At 72.2% G+C, this 15,266-nt stretch carries 13 protein-coding genes; 5 read left to right on the top strand and 8 right to left on the bottom strand.

Translation table 11 applies throughout. From position 1 onward, the window contains the following. Positions 1-11: 11 nt before the first annotated feature. From AC3X7Z_RS01850 to AC3X7Z_RS01865, 4 genes are read left to right on the top strand one after another with little or no spacing between them, the layout of a single operon-like run. Positions 12-1,934 carry a DUF7657 domain-containing protein gene (locus AC3X7Z_RS01850; protein WP_489974816.1) on the top strand — a complete coding sequence of 641 codons (1,923 nt, stop codon included), beginning with the start codon at positions 12-14 and terminating at the stop codon, positions 1,932-1,934. A gap of 10 nt (positions 1,935-1,944) precedes the next feature. After that, positions 1,945-2,790, top strand: a complete 846-nt coding sequence (locus tag AC3X7Z_RS01855; protein ID WP_489974817.1) for a glycosyltransferase family 2 protein — start codon at positions 1,945-1,947, stop codon at positions 2,788-2,790. Continuing rightward, positions 2,787-3,164, top strand: a complete 378-nt coding sequence (locus AC3X7Z_RS01860; RefSeq protein WP_489974818.1) for a DUF2304 domain-containing protein — start codon at positions 2,787-2,789, stop codon at positions 3,162-3,164. Before AC3X7Z_RS01855 ends, AC3X7Z_RS01860 begins: the two co-directional genes overlap by 4 nt. Beyond that, positions 3,161-4,051 carry a glycosyltransferase gene (locus AC3X7Z_RS01865; protein WP_489974819.1) on the top strand — a complete coding sequence of 297 codons (891 nt, stop codon included), beginning with the start codon at positions 3,161-3,163 and terminating at the stop codon, positions 4,049-4,051. The genes AC3X7Z_RS01860 and AC3X7Z_RS01865 overlap by 4 nt, the downstream gene beginning before the upstream one ends. 7 nt (positions 4,052-4,058) lie before the next feature. Here AC3X7Z_RS01865 and AC3X7Z_RS01870 read toward each other — a convergent pair whose 3' ends face one another. Beyond that, the gene (locus AC3X7Z_RS01870; RefSeq protein ID WP_489974820.1) at positions 4,059-4,832 is read right to left on the bottom strand and encodes a glycosyltransferase; all 774 of its coding nucleotides are present in this window, start codon (positions 4,830-4,832) and stop codon (positions 4,059-4,061) included. Continuing rightward, complete coding sequence (locus AC3X7Z_RS01875; protein ID WP_489974821.1) at positions 4,819-6,114, bottom strand: polysaccharide biosynthesis protein; 1,296 nt, start codon at positions 6,112-6,114, stop codon at positions 4,819-4,821. Before AC3X7Z_RS01875 ends, AC3X7Z_RS01870 begins: the two co-directional genes overlap by 14 nt. Positions 6,115-6,136: 22 nt before the next feature. On the opposite strand from AC3X7Z_RS01875, the gene AC3X7Z_RS01880 reads away from it, so the two are divergent. Continuing rightward, complete coding sequence (locus AC3X7Z_RS01880) at positions 6,137-7,036, top strand: glycosyltransferase (RefSeq protein ID WP_489974822.1); 900 nt, start codon at positions 6,137-6,139, stop codon at positions 7,034-7,036. Here AC3X7Z_RS01880 and AC3X7Z_RS01885 read toward each other — a convergent pair. From AC3X7Z_RS01885 to rodA, 6 genes are all read right to left on the bottom strand, one after another. Next, positions 7,033-8,697: a glycosyltransferase family 2 protein gene (locus AC3X7Z_RS01885; RefSeq protein WP_489974823.1), complete on the bottom strand. Its 1,665-nt coding sequence runs from the start codon at positions 8,695-8,697 to the stop codon at positions 7,033-7,035. The genes AC3X7Z_RS01880 and AC3X7Z_RS01885 overlap by 4 nt on opposite strands. Further along, positions 8,694-9,818: a class I SAM-dependent methyltransferase gene (locus tag AC3X7Z_RS01890; RefSeq protein WP_489974824.1), complete on the bottom strand. Its 1,125-nt coding sequence runs from the start codon at positions 9,816-9,818 to the stop codon at positions 8,694-8,696. Before AC3X7Z_RS01890 ends, AC3X7Z_RS01885 begins: the two co-directional genes overlap by 4 nt. A gap of 102 nt (positions 9,819-9,920) precedes the next feature. Beyond that, on the bottom strand, positions 9,921-10,973 hold the full coding sequence (locus tag AC3X7Z_RS01895) for a glycosyltransferase domain-containing protein (RefSeq protein WP_489974825.1): 1,053 nt from the start codon (positions 10,971-10,973) through the stop codon (positions 9,921-9,923). Then, positions 10,970-11,719: an FkbM family methyltransferase gene (locus AC3X7Z_RS01900; protein WP_489974826.1), complete on the bottom strand. Its 750-nt coding sequence runs from the start codon at positions 11,717-11,719 to the stop codon at positions 10,970-10,972. Before AC3X7Z_RS01900 ends, AC3X7Z_RS01895 begins: the two co-directional genes overlap by 4 nt. Before the next feature lie 253 nt (positions 11,720-11,972). Beyond that, positions 11,973-13,946, bottom strand: coding sequence for a TIGR03960 family B12-binding radical SAM protein (locus AC3X7Z_RS01905; RefSeq protein ID WP_489974827.1), 1,974 nt, complete (start codon positions 13,944-13,946; stop codon positions 11,973-11,975). Positions 13,947-14,078: 132 nt separating this feature from the next. Continuing rightward, a complete protein-coding gene (gene rodA, locus AC3X7Z_RS01910) occupies positions 14,079-15,263 on the bottom strand; it encodes a rod shape-determining protein RodA (protein ID WP_186340794.1) in 1,185 nt (394 codons plus the stop codon). Between the last annotated feature and the right edge of the window lie 3 nt (positions 15,264-15,266).

A 15,266-nucleotide genomic window follows, 5' to 3' on the forward strand; every position in this document is an offset into this window, starting at 1 on the left:
AAGGTCCCGACGTGCGTTCTGTGCGCGACAGGCTGCGCGACGCGCGCTGGCCGGTCATCATCCCGCTCCTGGTCTACTCGGTCCTCACCCTGACCGGCTCGAGCTACTCGAGCATCGGCATCGACCAGCTCCGCGAGACCCCCGGCGAGCACTCCGGCATCATGCTGGGCACGCCTCTCACGGTGCGCTCCGACGAGTGGGCCACCTCGACGCCGGCGCTCCTCCGCGTCCTCGCGACCGGGTCGACCGACGACCTCAACCCCCTGACCGCAGACGACGAGTTCCTCAACTCGCTGCCCAACGGACCCGTCAGCACGGTCGTGCTCATCGACCGGTCCCTGCTGCAGCTCGGCCCGTGGCTCCCGGACCGCATCCTCTACTCCGCCACCCTGTGGTTCCCCCTGCTGCTCCTGGCCCTCGCGCTTCCGGCGTGGTTCCGCCGGATCACGGGCAACCCACGGGTCGGCTGGCTGGCCCTGGCGCTCCTCGTCCTGTCCCCGCTCGCGGCCTGGTGGTCGTTCGGCCCGATCGCGACGCTCGGCCCCCTGTTCGCCGGCTGCGCCGCACTCCTGTGCGCGCACGGTGCCGCCCTCGACGGGCGCCGCGCCGCCGCGGTCGGGTGGGGGGTGGGGGCAGCCCTGCTGCTCACCCGCACCGTCTACGGCTACCAGCCGTGGAGCGTCGTGCTGGGGAGCGCGATCCTCGCCGCCACGGTCGCCCACCTGGTCGTCGCTCGCCGGCGCCGGCGGCTGTCGATCACCGTGGTGGCGGCGACGGGTGCCGCGACCCTGGCGACGCTGGCGGGGGTGCTCCTCGAGAACAGGGCCACCCTGGCGGTCCTCACCGAGACCGTCTATCCCGGCCAGCGCCGGACGACCGAGCTGCCCAGCCCGCTGCAGGACATCTTCGCGGCGCCCGTGCTGGGCGTCCTTCAGGACAACCCCGTCATCAACGGGTCCAACGCCAGCGAGATCTCCTCGTCGTTCGGCTTCTCCCTGGTGTGGTTCGCCATCCTGGCCGCAGCCGTCTGGCGACCGGCGCCCGTGCGGCACCGCGCCGCCATCGTCGTGCTCGCCGCGATCACCGCCCTGTGGTTCGCCTGGTCGACGTTCGCACTCGGCACGCTCGCCGGCAGCGTCCCGCTGCTCAGCATGGTCCCGCAGGCCCGCGCGGCGGACGTGGTGGGGATGCTGGGCGTCGTCCTCGTGTGCCTGGTCCTGCCGTTGCTGCCCGACCTCGGTCCACGGCGCGTCGCCGTCGTCGCCGCGGTGGCGACCGGCGCGACGACGGCGTACGCCGCCTCGCTGCTGCGCGTGACCAACATCCCCGAGCTCTCGCTGACCACCATCTACGTGGCCTCGGCCGTCGTGGCGGTCGCGGTCTTCGCGATCACCTTCCGCCCGCGCCGTCCGTACGGCTACGTGGTGGCCGTGGCCGGGGCGGCCCTGCTGGTGTGGAACGTCAACCCGTTCCTCGTCGGGCTGGGCGACCTGCGGGGCAGCACGGTCGCCGACGACCTCCTCGACGAGGCGCCGGAGGTCCGCTCGAGCGACGGAGTGTGGGCAGCCGACGCGTACGCCGTGGACAGCCTGCTCGCGGCGACCGGGGTGCCCAGCCTCACGGGGCGCCAGCTCGCCGGACCGGACGAGGACGCGTGGTCGCAGCTCGCGCCCGAAGCGGACCCGTCGTTGTGGAACCGCGGCGGCGCCTTCGTGTGGTTCCAGTGGAAGGACGACCCAGGCATCGAGATCTCCAACCCGAGCGCCGACGTCATCCTGGTGGCGGCGTCACCGTGCACGCTCGCTCGGCGTCTGCCCGAGGTGGACACCATCGTCGCGACCCGCGAGCTGTCCCTCCCGTGCCTGAAGGAGGCGGACCGCTTCGACTGGGGTGGCACACCCCGCATCGTCTACGACGTCGATGTGGAGCGATAGCATGCCTGCCATGTCAGCCGCCGCGGTGTCGGGCCGTCGTGTCCTGATCATCGTCCCCGCGTGGAACGAGCAGGCATCGATCGGCGCCACCGTCACCGAGATCCGCGCCTGCGTGCCCGAGGCCGACCTCCTCGTGGTCGACGACGGGTCCGCCGACCAGACCCGCCAGCGGGCGGTGGAGGCCGGCGCCACCGTGTGCAGCCTGCCCTACAACCTCGGCGTGGGAGGCGCGATGCGGGCGGGCTACCGGTTCGCCCTGCGCCACGGCTACGACGTGGCGGTCCAGATCGATGCCGACGGCCAGCACGACCCGCGCTACGTCCAGCAGCTGGTGGACCGCCTCACCGACGCCGACGTCGTCATCGGCGCACGATTCGCGACGGCCGACGACCCCTACAAGGTGCGCGGACCGCGGCGATGGGCGATGGTGCTGCTCGCCGCGGTCCTCTCGCGGCTCGCCCACACGCGCCTGACCGACGTCACGTCGGGCTTCCGCGTCAGCAACCGGCGGGCCATCTCGCTGTTCGCCCGCCACTACCCGGCCGAGTACCTCGGCGACACGGTCGAGTCGCTGGTGATCGGGGCCCGGGCCGGTTGCGTGATCCGCCAGGAGCCCGTGGTGATGCGTCCCCGGATGGCCGGGCGCGCCTCCCACTCCCCCATCAAGGCCGCGGTCTACCTGCTCCGGGCCGTGTTCGCGCTCTTCCTCGCGCTGGTGCGCGACTGGCCGGCGCAGCTCGACGACTCGGCCGGTGCCCCCGCGGCCCCTGACGTCCCGTCCCCCGCGTCCGAGTCCGAGCCGGTGCGAGCGACGCCGGCCGACGCGGACCTGGCCAGCGGGAAGGTCGAGCCATGAGCGGCGTCAGCATCCTGGGAGTGACCGGCTCGATCGTCATCCTGGTGTCCCTCTTCGAGATGCTGCGGCGTCACCGGCTGCGCGAGAAGTACGCCCTGATCTGGGGCGTCGTGGCGCTCGGCGCCCTCACGGTGGCGGCCTTCCCCGGCCTGCTCTCCTGGGCGACGACGGTGATCGGCCTGCAGGTGCCGGCCAACCTGCTGTTCTTCGTCGCCTCGCTGGTGATCATGGTGCTCACGCTCCAGCACAGCTCCGAGCTCGGCCGGCTCGAGGAGCGCACCCGCACGCTGGCGGAGGACGTCGCGCTGCTCCAGGTGGAGCTCGAGCGCCGCACGCTGCACGGCGACGAGCCGTCGCGCGAGGACAGTGCGTGAGCGACACCCTCGAGGTGTTCGTCCCGTTCTGGGGCGATCCCGCGCTGCTGGACGCCACCGTCGCCAGCGTGCGCGCCCAGACCGACCCCCAGTGGACGATGACGATCGTCGACGACTGCTATCCCGACCCGTCGGTGGCCCAGCGCTTCGCGCAGCAGGACGACCCCCGGATCACCTACATCCGCAACGAGACCAACCTGGGCATCGCAGCCAACTTCGAGAAGTGCCGCCGCCTGGCCACCCAGGACCTCGTGATGTTCCTCGGCTGCGACGACCTGCTCCACGCCGACTTCGTGTCTCGCGCCCGCGCGCTGATGAGGAGGTACGACGACGCCGCCTTCCTCCAGATGGGGGTGCAGGTGATCGACGAGTCGGGCGCCCCCTGCGCGCCGCTGGGCGACCGCATCAAGGCCGTGCTGCGCCCGCGCGCCGCCTCGACCCGAGTGCTGTCGGGCGAGGGCCTCGCCGTGAGCCTGCTCCGCGGCAACTGGCTCTACTGGCCCTCCCTGGTCTTCCGCCGCTCGTGGCTCACCGACCGTCCGTTCCGTGCGGACCTGCCGATCGTCCTCGACCTCGCCATGGTGCTGGGCATCGTGCGAGACGGCGGCTCCCTCGTGCTCGATCCCCACGAGGCCTTCTCCTACCGGCGTCACTCCGAGAGCCTCTCCTCCTCGGCCGCACTCGACGGGTCGCGGTTCGCCGACGACCGGCGCTTCTTCCGCGAGGTCGGCGGGGCTCTCGAGGCCCACGGCTGGTCCCGCGCGGCGCGCGCCGCTCGTCACCGGTGGACCTCACGGCTGCACGCAGTGACGCTCCTGCCGCAGGCGTTGCGCGCTCCCGGCCGGCTGCGCTCCCTGCGCCAGATCTGGACGCACGCGACCGACTGAGCTGCGCTCAGCGACGCCGCAGGCGGCGGACGATCTCGCCGACGCTGCGCAGCAGCATCGTCCGCGAGCGGAGCGCGGGCAGCACTCCGCGAGGTCGATCGGGACTGGCGTTGGACTCGTGGACGCGGCGCAGCACGACCACGTCGTCCACGTGGGCGGTGCTCCGCCGGAGGTTGCCGACGAGGGCGAGCCACAGGTCGTGCGACTCGACGAGGAACGGCGGGAAGGGCAGCGCGGTCTCCAGCGCTGCACGGCGCAGCCCCATCGCGCACCCGTAGTAGGGACGCATCCCGGCGAGCACGCCACCCACGTTGCGCGCGTGGCGGGTGGAGTCGTCGGAGCGGAGGAGCCAACCCTCGGCGCCGAAGGGCGAGCTGAGGGCCTTCCCGGAGCCGAGCAGCGCCACGTTGCCCGCCACGACGTCTGCCCCGGCGAGCGCTCGGACCATGACGTCGACCCGCCCGTCGGGCCACACGTCGTCCTGGTCGGCGAGCAGGAGCAGGTCGTGCCGGCAGGCGAGCAGCGCCTGCTCGAACGTCGCCACGTAGCCCCGGTTGACCGGCGACTCGATCAGCTTGACCCGCTCGTCGGCGAAGGAGCCGACCACCGTCGGCGTGTCGTCGGTCGACGCGTCGTCGACGACGACGAGCTCGTCACGCGGTCCGAGCTGGGCCAGGATGCTGGCGACCTGCTCCCCGACGTAGAACGCGCCGTTGTAGGTGGCCATGGCCACCGAGACCGGCGGTCGCTCCCCCACCGCACCCTGCTCACGCGTCGACACGGACCGGCCCCCTCTCCGCGTTGCGATGGCCGGCGATGCCCCGGATCAACGAGGCGACGTGCACGGCGAGCCCCACGGTGGGCCCGACCAGCAGCGCCGTCACGCTGCGCTGCTCGAGCGAGCCGGGAAGCAGGAGCAGGAGCGCCGTGGACACGGTCGCGACCACCCATCCCCCGAGGAACACGGCATGCCGGTTGGTGGCCTGGCAGGTCGCGCCGGTGACCGTGAGGACGGCGAGCAGCGTGGCGGAGAGCGTCAGCAGCCCCAGCACCCAGCCCTCGACGCGATAGTCGGCGCCGAAGAGCGTGGACATCAGCCACGGACCGATCGCCCACGCGAGCAGGCTGCCGACAGCGCCGACGGCCGTGAGGATCCCGACGACGACCGCGAGGGCACGCCCGAAGCGGCGGCCGGCGTGGACGAGGTAGGACACCGCGATGCCCTGGACGGCATTGAGGGGGACGAGCAGAGGTGCCCGCGTCAAGGAGATCGCGAGGATCAGAGGTGCGGCGTGCCGGTAGGCGGCCGGCGTGGTGGTCGAGGCCAGCAGGACCGGGAACCCCACGATCACCGCGGCCGCGGAGGCCTGGGCCAGCATGGACTGGGCGATGCGCCATCCGAGCACCCGCCCGGAGCAGTCGGTGGCGGTGGACATCGCCCGACGGACGGTCGCAGCAGTCGCAAGGACGGCGAAGACCGCCAGCGCCGCCACCGCGGAGCCGGCCACCATGCCCAGGAGGCTCGCTCCGAGCGCGACTGCGGCCGCGGTCAGCACCAGGCGCGCGGCGGCCTCGGCGCCGATGACGGTCGCGGACCCCGACCACTGCCGCCGCCCGGTCAGCGCGCCGACGGCGGTCGAGTGGAAGGCGTAGCCCGCGACGCCGAGCCCCATGAGCAGGGCGACGGGCCACGCGTCGCCGAGGTCGGCCTCCGGGCCGAGCAGCCGACCGTGCCACACGACGACGAAGACCACCATGGCGACGGAGCACGCGACGGAGACGACCCCGGCGACCTTCCACAGGCTGGGCCCGACAGCCCGCGCGTCGCGCACGGCTGCCGCTGCGGACCGGGTGACCTCGGTCGCCAGGCCGGAGAGCAGGCCGTAGGAGAAGAACAGGACGGACAAGATGGTGAGGAAGGTGGTCGCGTCGGCGGTCGAGAGCGACCGGGCTGCCAGCCACATCACCGCATAGCTCACCAGTGCGGACGCACCCGCTGCGAGGGCGACCAGCACGGCGGCGCGGCCCCGCTCACGGCCTGCCGCCGCCTCCTCACGCTCCATCGCCGCCTACTCTAGTCCGGACATGACGCACACCCCTCGCGTGGCTGCCGTGGTGACGGCCTACCACCCCGACGCCTCCCTGCCGCGTGCCGTGCGGTCCGTGGTCGACCAGGTCGAGCGGGTGGTCGTCGTCGACGACGGGTCGCCCGCGGCGGTGCCGGAGCTGGACGAGTGCGCTGCGCTCGGAGCGATCGTCGTGCGCCACGGGACCAACCGCGGCATCGGCGCCGCGCTCAACACGGGCATCCGGGCGGCGCGCAGCAGCGAGCCGTTGCTGACCCACGTCCTCACCCTCGACCAGGACTCCGAGCTCCCCGCCGACCTCGTCGCCGCCCTGCTCGCCGCCGAGCACGACGCCCGGGCCGTCGGGGTGCCTGTCGGCATGTCGTCGCCGGGCTCGGTCGCGACCGTCACCCGCGGGAGCACGACGCGAGCCGACACCTACGCCGAGGGCGGCGAGCCGATCCAGTCCGGCCTGCTGCTGCCCGTGGCTACGCTCGACCTGGTCGGCGAGTTCGACGAGTCGCTCGTGATCGACGGCGTGGACACCGACTACTGGCTCCGCTCGCTCGACCACGGTCTGGTGGCGATCGTCGCCCCCGGCGCCGTCCTCGAGCACCGGCTCGGGCAGCCCATCGTGCTGCCCAGCGGTCGCCGGCTGCCCCTGGTGGTGGCGAGCGACTTCCGATACTTCTACCAGTGGCGCAACCTGGTCCGGCTGCTGAGCCGCCACGCCCGGCGCCATCGCAGCTGGGCCGTCGGGGCGGTCGCCCGCGCCACGCGCCACCTGGTGATCGTCACCGTGCTCGCGCCCGGCCGGGCCGCCCGGCTGCGCCTGGCCGCCGCGGGCCTGCGTGCGGGACTGCGCGGCGAGGCCGGGGTGATGCCGGAGCAGCGTGCCGGGGACCGACGCGGCCTCTAGGCCGTGGCGTTGTCGCGGCCCTTCGCCCTGGTCGTGCGCTTGCGCCGCACGGGCGCGGCGATCTGGGCATCGAGCAGCCGGTGGGGGTCCATCATCGGCGCGGCGATCGACGCCGGCGTGTAGAGGTCCTTGTCGGGGATCCCCCAGCGACGCACCACGAAGTGCCGCTCCCACGCCTGCACCGTGCCGTCGCGGGTCTGCGACTCGAAGTGGAACAGCTCGCAGTTGGCGACCCAGACGGTGCGATAGCCGTGGCGGGCGACCTTGTAGCAGAAGTCGACGTCGTTGAAGTTGGACGGCAGGGCCTCGGTGAACCCGCCGACGCCGAGGAACACCTCACGTCGGATCGCGGCACACGCCGCGGTGACACCGGTGACCTCGCGGTTGACCGCCAGCTCCCCGAACGGGCCGGGGTCCTCGCGGGTGCGGAACCGGAAGGGGTGGTGGTAGTGCCGGCCCCAGTAGCCGTGCCCGGCGTGCTGGATCGAGCTGTCGCTGAAGTAGAGCTTGGCCCCCGTCAGGCCCACGTCGGGCTCGTCCAGCGGGCCGACGAGGTTCTCCAGCCAGCGGTCGCTGATGACCTCGACGTCGTCGTTGAGGAAGACCAGCCGCTCCCCCGTCGCCCGCAGCGCGCCCACGTTGCACTTCTCGGAGAAGTTGAAGGGCTTGGTGAACCGCTCGAGGACCAGCTTGTCGCCGGCGATCTCGCGCAGGCGCCGGAGCACCTTCTTGGGCGTCGGCTTGTCGTAGACCACGACGATCTCGACGTTGTCGTGCTCGGTCCTGGCCAACGCCGTCCGCACGGTCTCCTCGACCAGCACCCGGCGCTCGCCGAACACCAGCGCCGAGCTGCCGAGCGTCGGGATGACGATGGACACCTTCACGGCGGGCTCGAGGTCGCGCTGGATGACGTAGCGACCCGCCTCGCGCCCCTGCTCCACCCGCCCCTTGATCCCGAGCCGGTCGAGCTGGTCCTGGACGGCCCGCTGGCCGGCGATGGTGGCGTAGGGCTTGGCGTCGATGTCGGCCGCCGCGGACCCGGGGATCGCCCGCCAGTGGTAGAGCACCTGCGGCACGTGGACCACCCGGCGCGCGAGCTCGCTGACCCGCAGGGCGAGGTCGTGGTCCTGCGAGCCGTCGTAGCCCTCGCGGAAGGCACCCACCTCGCGCACCAGCGACGTGCGCATCACCGAGAGGTGGGAGGTGTACATCTGCCCGCGCAACCGCTCCGGCGACCAGCGCGGCTTGCGGAACTCCGAGTGGAGGTTGCCGTCCTCGTCGGCCTTGTCCTCGTCGGAGTAGAGATAGTCGACGTCGTCGTGCGCGCCGATGTGGCGCGCCATGGCCTTGAGGGCGTTGACGGCCAGCAGGTCGTCGTGGTCGAGGAAGGCGAGGAACTCGCCGCGGGCGACCTCCACGCCGTCGTTGGACGCCTTGACGATGTGGCCGTTCTCGGTGCGCTCGACGAGCCTGATCCGCGAGTCGAGCGCCGCCTGCTCGCGGACGAAGTCGCGCACGTCCGGCGACGGCGAGCAGTCGTCGACGAGCACCCACTCCCAGTCGGTGAACTCCTGGGCCAGCACGGAGGCGAACGTCTCCCGGAAGACGTCGAGCGGCGGCTCGTAGACGGGCGTGACGATCGAGAACAGCGGCGCGCTCATCGGCCCGCGCCCCGCAGCCGTCGGACGGCCCGACGCGCGAGGGAGGGTGGCGCGACGCTCGACTCCAGCTCCGCTACCCGCCGGGCGAGCGCAGCGTTGCGCTTCCTGGCGTTCTGGAGCTTGGTCGTGAGCCCGGCGATGCGCTTGGCCTGGGCCCTCTTGCGCTCGGTCAGCCGGGTCTCACGGCCCTGGAGTCGACGCAAGGCGCCGTGGAGTCGGAGGATCTCGTCGTTCTGGCGTCCGATCTCCGCCTCGATCCCGACGACGTGGTCACGGTTGAGCAGCTGCGCGTGCCGCGCCTCCATGACCTCCTTCTCGAACTCCTTCACGAGGGCGACCTGCTCGGCGAGCGCCTGCTCGGCGCGCTCCTTGTCGGCGAGCGCCGTGCCGCCGTCGGGACCGTCGCGCAGCTCGGTGATGTTGCGATGCGCGGCCAGCAACGCGGTCCGCTTGTCCAGCACCTCCGCGTTGAGTGCGGCGAGCTGCGCCTCGTAGGCGCCCACGACGTCGCGGACCGTGCGGTCGGCGCGCTCGAACAGCACGGCCCACGGGGAGAGGAAGGTGAGGTCGACGTCGGTGCGCCGGAAGAAGCCACGCTCGGCGAACCAGGCCGCCCAGGTGGCGGTGGACTTGGTGTTGACGTGGGTCGGCTCGTCGTGGTCACCGGGACTCGAGGAGAACAGCACCCGGTCCGTCACGGCCGTCACCTGGTCGATCGCGCGCTGGGCGTCCTGGGGCGCCATGTGCTCGATCATCTCGATCATGCTGACCAGGTCGTAGCGCCCCTCGATCGGGTCGACCGCCGACGCCACCCACAGGTGCTCGCGCACGTCGGGGTGCGCTGCCTCGATGGCGTGCTGCGAGATGTCGAAGCCTCGTGCGTCGGCCCCCTTCTCGCGGAGGGCCTGGACCAGCAGCCCCTTCGCGCAGCCGACGTCGAGCATGCGGCCGCGCCCGGCGATCGCCACGATGCGGTCGGCGACCAGCTGGAAGAAGCCGCGCCACTGGTCGTTGTCCCAGGCGTAGTTGTCGTAGCCGCCCAGGTGTGCGTCGTTGTAGTAGCAGCTGCCGTAGTCGGAGGCCACGGTCCCACTCTGCGGGGCCTGCTGGTCGTCACCCATGAAGTTCCTGTTCCTGTCGTCCGGCGCGGGGCCGGGCGAACGATCGGTTCGGCGATGGAGGCTACCGCAGGTGCACCCCTGGGCCGCGCCTTCGGACTGTGCTCAGCGTTCGGTGCGGCTCACGCGTCGGACTGCCTTCGACAGTGGCGAGCGCCGTGGGGCCTTCTGGTCGCGCCGCGCCTGCCGCAGCCGGCGCCGCAGCCTGCGCACGCGTCGCCCGGCCTCGGCCAGGCGAGCCTCTGCTGCCGTGAGGTCGAGGTGCGCGAGGTTGCGCTCGTGCCGCACGCGGTCGAGCTCCTCGCGGGTGGCGACCGTCTCGGCACGCGCCTGGGCGAGCTGGGCGTCGAGGGAGGCGATGACCTCCTCGCGGTGGGCCACCGCCGTCTGCATCGCGTGCGTGGTCTGGCCGAGGCTCTCCTCCAGGACGCCGATCTGGGCGGCCGGCGGACGCAGGAGCTCCCTCAGGCGCGAGCCCTCCGAGCGGGGGGCGCGGCCGGAGGCGCGCGGCCACTGGTGCCAGGGGGACTCGTGCGTGTCCAGGCGGACCGACCGCAGCCGCACGTCGTACGCCCGCATGACGGGGATGAAGGACAGCTGGTCGCGCCGGGAGTGGCGCAGCGCCTGCTCCCACCACGCCGTCATCGCGGCGTCGATCTGCGGCGTGTGCCGGCGGGCCAGCATGCCGGTCCAGTGCGGGTTCTCCTCCAGCGCCTCGCTGCCGTCGAGCAGGTAGTGCGTCAGCTGCTCGTAGACCCGCGCGAAGTCGTCGAGCCCCCCTTCGAGGACGGCCTCGGCCTCGGCGAGGATCGAGGAGCGGTAGGAGTGCAGGGGGGCCGCGACGTCGGCGTCCGACAGCCAGTCGTCGAACAGGTCGTCGGGGGGCGTGGTCAGCGCGACGGTGTTGTCCACCCACAGCGTCTCGTCGTAGTCGTCGAGGACCGGGTGGCCGAGGATCTTCAGGGCCCTCGCGCTCCGGGTGAGGTCGTGCGGCAGGCGGCGCTCGACCACGACCACCTCCCAGGTGTCGCTGGTCAGCTCGGGGTCGTCGGTCAGGCAGATGAACGGCAGGTCGGAGTCGCGTGCGACCTCCTCCTCGCGCAGCTGCTCGTAGCCTCCGATGAGCGCTCGGTAGACGGCGCGCCGGGGGCGGCTCATGCGGCGTGCCTCGCCGTCAGCACGACGTCCTGCCCGTGGAGCCAGCCGCCGCGCAGCAGCTCGTCGACACGCCTCGCGCTCACCGGCGGGATCGTCACCAGCTCGCCCCCGCGCCGATCCAGCGTCCTCATCGTGAACTCCTCGGCCAGCCGTGCCTTCTCGAAACCGTCCATGTGCAGCACCTCCACCAAGATCGCCCAGGGCTCCGCACGTCGCACCAGCTCGCGGGCGCCGTCCAGCACGTCGAACTCGGCTCCCTCGACGTCGACCTTGACGCACACGCGCTCGCCGGGGCGCAGCGCGAGCTCGGAGTCGAGCGTGCGCACCGGCACGCTGAACTCCTCGAGGCGGTGCTCGGCATCGGTGCGGTGGGTCTCTGCCAGCCCTGAGCGACCCGACCACTCGGTGTCGGCGACGAACGCCGCCTCACCGTCCGCGGCGCCCACCGCGATCTCCCTGAGGTCGATGTCGATCCCGGACTCCTCGATCGACCTGCGGAGGTAGGGCAGCACGCGCGGGTTGGGCTCGAAGCACACCTTCCTCGCGTCGGGCCGCACCGGGGCGCCCAGCATCATCTCCCCGTAGTTGGCGCCCACGTCGACCACGACGTCCCATTCGTCCAGCCCGAGTGCCGTGTCCCACAGCAGCGACGAGCCCCGGCTCAGCGCCCCGCCGGCCCGGGCCAGCTCACGAGCACGATCATCGTCCGGGTCGACGTACATCCGGTGCCCCGTGGGGCTCGTCACGTAGGGCTCGTCGTCGGTTCGGTCCGTTCTCGGCACCCAGCCTCCTCCACATTTGGGTAACAAAACCGTATCGGGCCCCCGCGGGCCGACCCACAGCGCCTCGGGCGGGCGACGGGGACAGGCACGGGCACCGCGCTCGTACGGCGGGTGGAGAGCAGCGGGTCGCGAGCTCGCGGTGGAGCTACGGTGGAGGTCTCGTCGCTCGCGCTCGAAGCCGCACGACCGATCCCGGCGGCCCTGCCGCCGCCGGGTCTCAGACGACGCTGAGCGGCAGGAGCGTCTGCCCGGTCGGGCCGACCTGGATCTCGGTGCCCATCTCCGGGCACACGCCGCAGTCGTAGCAGGGCGTCCAGCGACAGTCCTCGACCTCGATGTCGGCGCCGTCGGCGGCCGCGAGGGCGTCCTCCCAGTCGCTCCAGAGCCAGTCCTTGTCGAGCCCGGAGTCGAGGTGCTCCCAGGGCAGCACCTCGTCGTAGTCGCGCTCGCGGGTGGTGTACCAGTCGACGTCGACGCCCGTGCCGGCCAGCGCCCTCTCGGCCGACGCCATCCAGCGGTCGTAGGAGAAGTGCTCGCTCCAGCCGTCGAAGCGGCCGCCGTCGCGCCACACCTCCTCGATGACCCGCCCGACGCGCCGGTCGCCGCGCGAGAGCAGGCCCTCGACGATGCCGGGCTTGCCGTCGTGGTAGCGGAAGCCGATGGCCCGGGCGTACTTCTTGTCCTCGCGCACGACCTCGCGCAGCAGCCGCAGCCGCTCGTCGGTCGCGACGTGGTCGAGCTGGGCGGCCCACTGGAACGGCGTGTGCGGCTTGGGCACGAAGCCGCCGATGGAGACCGTGCAGCGGATGTCGTTGCGCCCGGAGACCTCGCGACCGGTCTTGATGACGCGCTTGGCGAGGTCGGCGATGGCGAGCACGTCCTCGTCGGTCTCCTGCGGCAGGCCGCACATGAAGTAGAGCTTCACCTGGCGCCAGCCGTGGGAGTAGGCCGCGGCGACGGTGCGGATCAGGTCGTCCTCACTGACCATCTTGTTGATGACCTTGCGCATCCGCTCCGAGCCGCCCTCGGGGGCGAACGTCAGGCCGGAGCGCCGGCCGTTGCGGGAGAACTCGTTGGCCAGGGTGATGTTGAACGCGTCGACGCGCGTGCTCGGCAGGGACAGGGAGACGTTGGAGCCCTCGTAGCGGTCGGCGAGGCCCTTGGCCACGTCGCCGATCTCGGTGTGGTCGGCGCTGGACAGCGACAGCAGGCCGACCTCCTCGAAGCCGGTCTTGCGGATGCCGTTCTCGACCATGTCGCCGATGGTCTTGATCGAGCGCTCGCGCACCGGGCGGGTGATCATGCCGGCCTGGCAGAAGCGGCACCCGCGCGTGCAGCCGCGGAAGATCTCGACGGAGAACCGCTCGTGGACGGTCTCGGCGAGCGGCACCAGCGGGTTGGCCGGGTAGGGCCACTGGTCCAGGTCCATCAGCGTGTGCTTGCGGACCCGGAACGGGATGCCGGGGCGGTTGGGCACGACGGCCTCGATCGCGCCGTCGGCGCCATAGGCCACGTCGTAGAAGCGCGGCACGTAGATGTTGCCGGTGACGGCCAGGCGGCGCAGCAGCTCCTCGCGTCCGCCGGGACGCCCCTGCGCCTTCCACTCGCGGACGACCTCGGAGATCGCCAGCACGACCTCCTCGCCGTCACCGAGCACGGCGGCGTCGACGAAGTCGGCGATCGGCTCGGGGTTGAAGGCGGCGTGCCCGCCGGCGATGACGATCGGGGCGTCCTCGCCGCGGTCGGCGGCGTGGATCGGGATGCCGGCCAGGTCGAGCGCGTTGAGCATGTTGGTGTAGCCGAGCTCGGTCGAGAAGCTCAGGCCGAAGAGGTCGAACGCGCCGACAGGGCGGTGGCTGTCGACGGTGAACTGCGGGATCGGGCCGTGCTCGTCACCCTCGCGCATCACCCGCTCCATGTCGGGCCACACCGAGTAGGTGCGCTCGGCGAGGATCCAGTCGCGCTCGTTGAGCACCTCGTAGAGGATCTGCACGCCCTGGTTGGGCAGGCCGACCTCGTAGGCGTCGGGATACATCAGCGCCCACCGCACGGTGGGTCCGCCGGACTCCGAGGCGTCCGCGCAGTCCCAGTCCTTGACGACGGAGTTGAGCTCGCCGCCGACGTACTGGATCGGCTTCTGCACCGAGGGAAGCCTGGCCTCCAGGCGCGGGAAGACCGACGCGACGGACATGCTGCGAACACCTCGACTGAGCTCGGGGAAAGGGAGGACGGGGCGGGGCACGACACACGACCCGCGGCCGACCACCAAGACTACGTCGCGCCAGGTGGCACGGCCTACTCAGCGGCCTACTCAGCGACCTGCTCAGCGGCGGACGGGTCCGGCCGAGCGGAGGTGGATGTTCTGGAGCAGGCCGAGGGCCAGCATGCCGGCGAAGAGCGAGCTGCCGCCGTAGGACACGAACGGCAGCGGCACGCCGGTGACCGGCATGATGCCCAGGCACATGCCGATGTTCTGGAAGGCCTGGAAGCCCCACCAGCAGGCGATGCCGGCCGCCGCGACCCGGCCGAAGAGGTCGTCGGCGCGCGCGGAGATCGCCAGGGCGCGCCAGATGACGACGGCGACCAGCAGGATCAGCAGCCCGGCACCCACGAGGCCGAGCTCCTCACCGGCGACGGTGAAGATGAAGTCGGTGTGCTGCTCGGGCACGAAGCCGGAGCGCGTCTGCGAGCCGTCGAAGAGCCCCTGGCCGAACAGGCCGCCGTTGCCCACCGCGATGCGCGCCTGCTCGGTGTTGTAGCCGGCCCCGCGCGGGTCGAGGCCGGGATCGGTGAAGGCGAGGAAGCGGTCGACCTGGTAGGGCTTCAGCACCCCCAACGACACCGCCGCGACCGCGCCGACCACCCCGCCGAGGGTGAGCCCGGCCAGCCACAGCCGGCCGGCTCCCGCGACCGCCAGCACGCCGAAGACGGTCGCGGCCAGCACGAGCATCGTGCCCAGGTCGGGCTGCAGCAGGATGAGCGCGGCCGGGACGGCGGCGATGGCGAGCATCGCGACGACCTCCAGGCTGCCCACGCCCCTGCCCCACCGGCGTTCGGTGCGCTCGGCCACCACCAGCGCCATGCCCACCACCACCGCCAGCTTGGCGAACTCGGCGGGCTGGATGGACATGCCGCCGAGCTGGATCCACGACCGGGAACCGTTGATCGTGCTGCCGGCCACGAGCACCATCACCAGCCCGCCGACGCTCGCGAGGTAGGCCAGCGGCGCGAGGATGCGCACCCACCGGTGGTCGGTGGCGATCACCGAGACCATCAGCACCAGGCCGATGGCGACGTTGACCAGCTGCTTGCGCAGGTAGGCGTTGGGGTCACCGCCGGTCAGGTCCGTCCGCGTCGAGGTGGCGGACCACACGAGCAGGGTGCCGAGGACCACCAGCAGCCCGGCAGCGAGCATCAGGGACCAGTCGAGGCCGGGGGCGCGCAGGCTCGACCCGCGCAGGGGACGCTGTCCCGGTCGGGTGGCGGGACGGGTCGACAGGACGGTCATCGC

The sequence above is a fragment of the Nocardioides sp. Z24_21 genome (assembly GCF_058134345.1).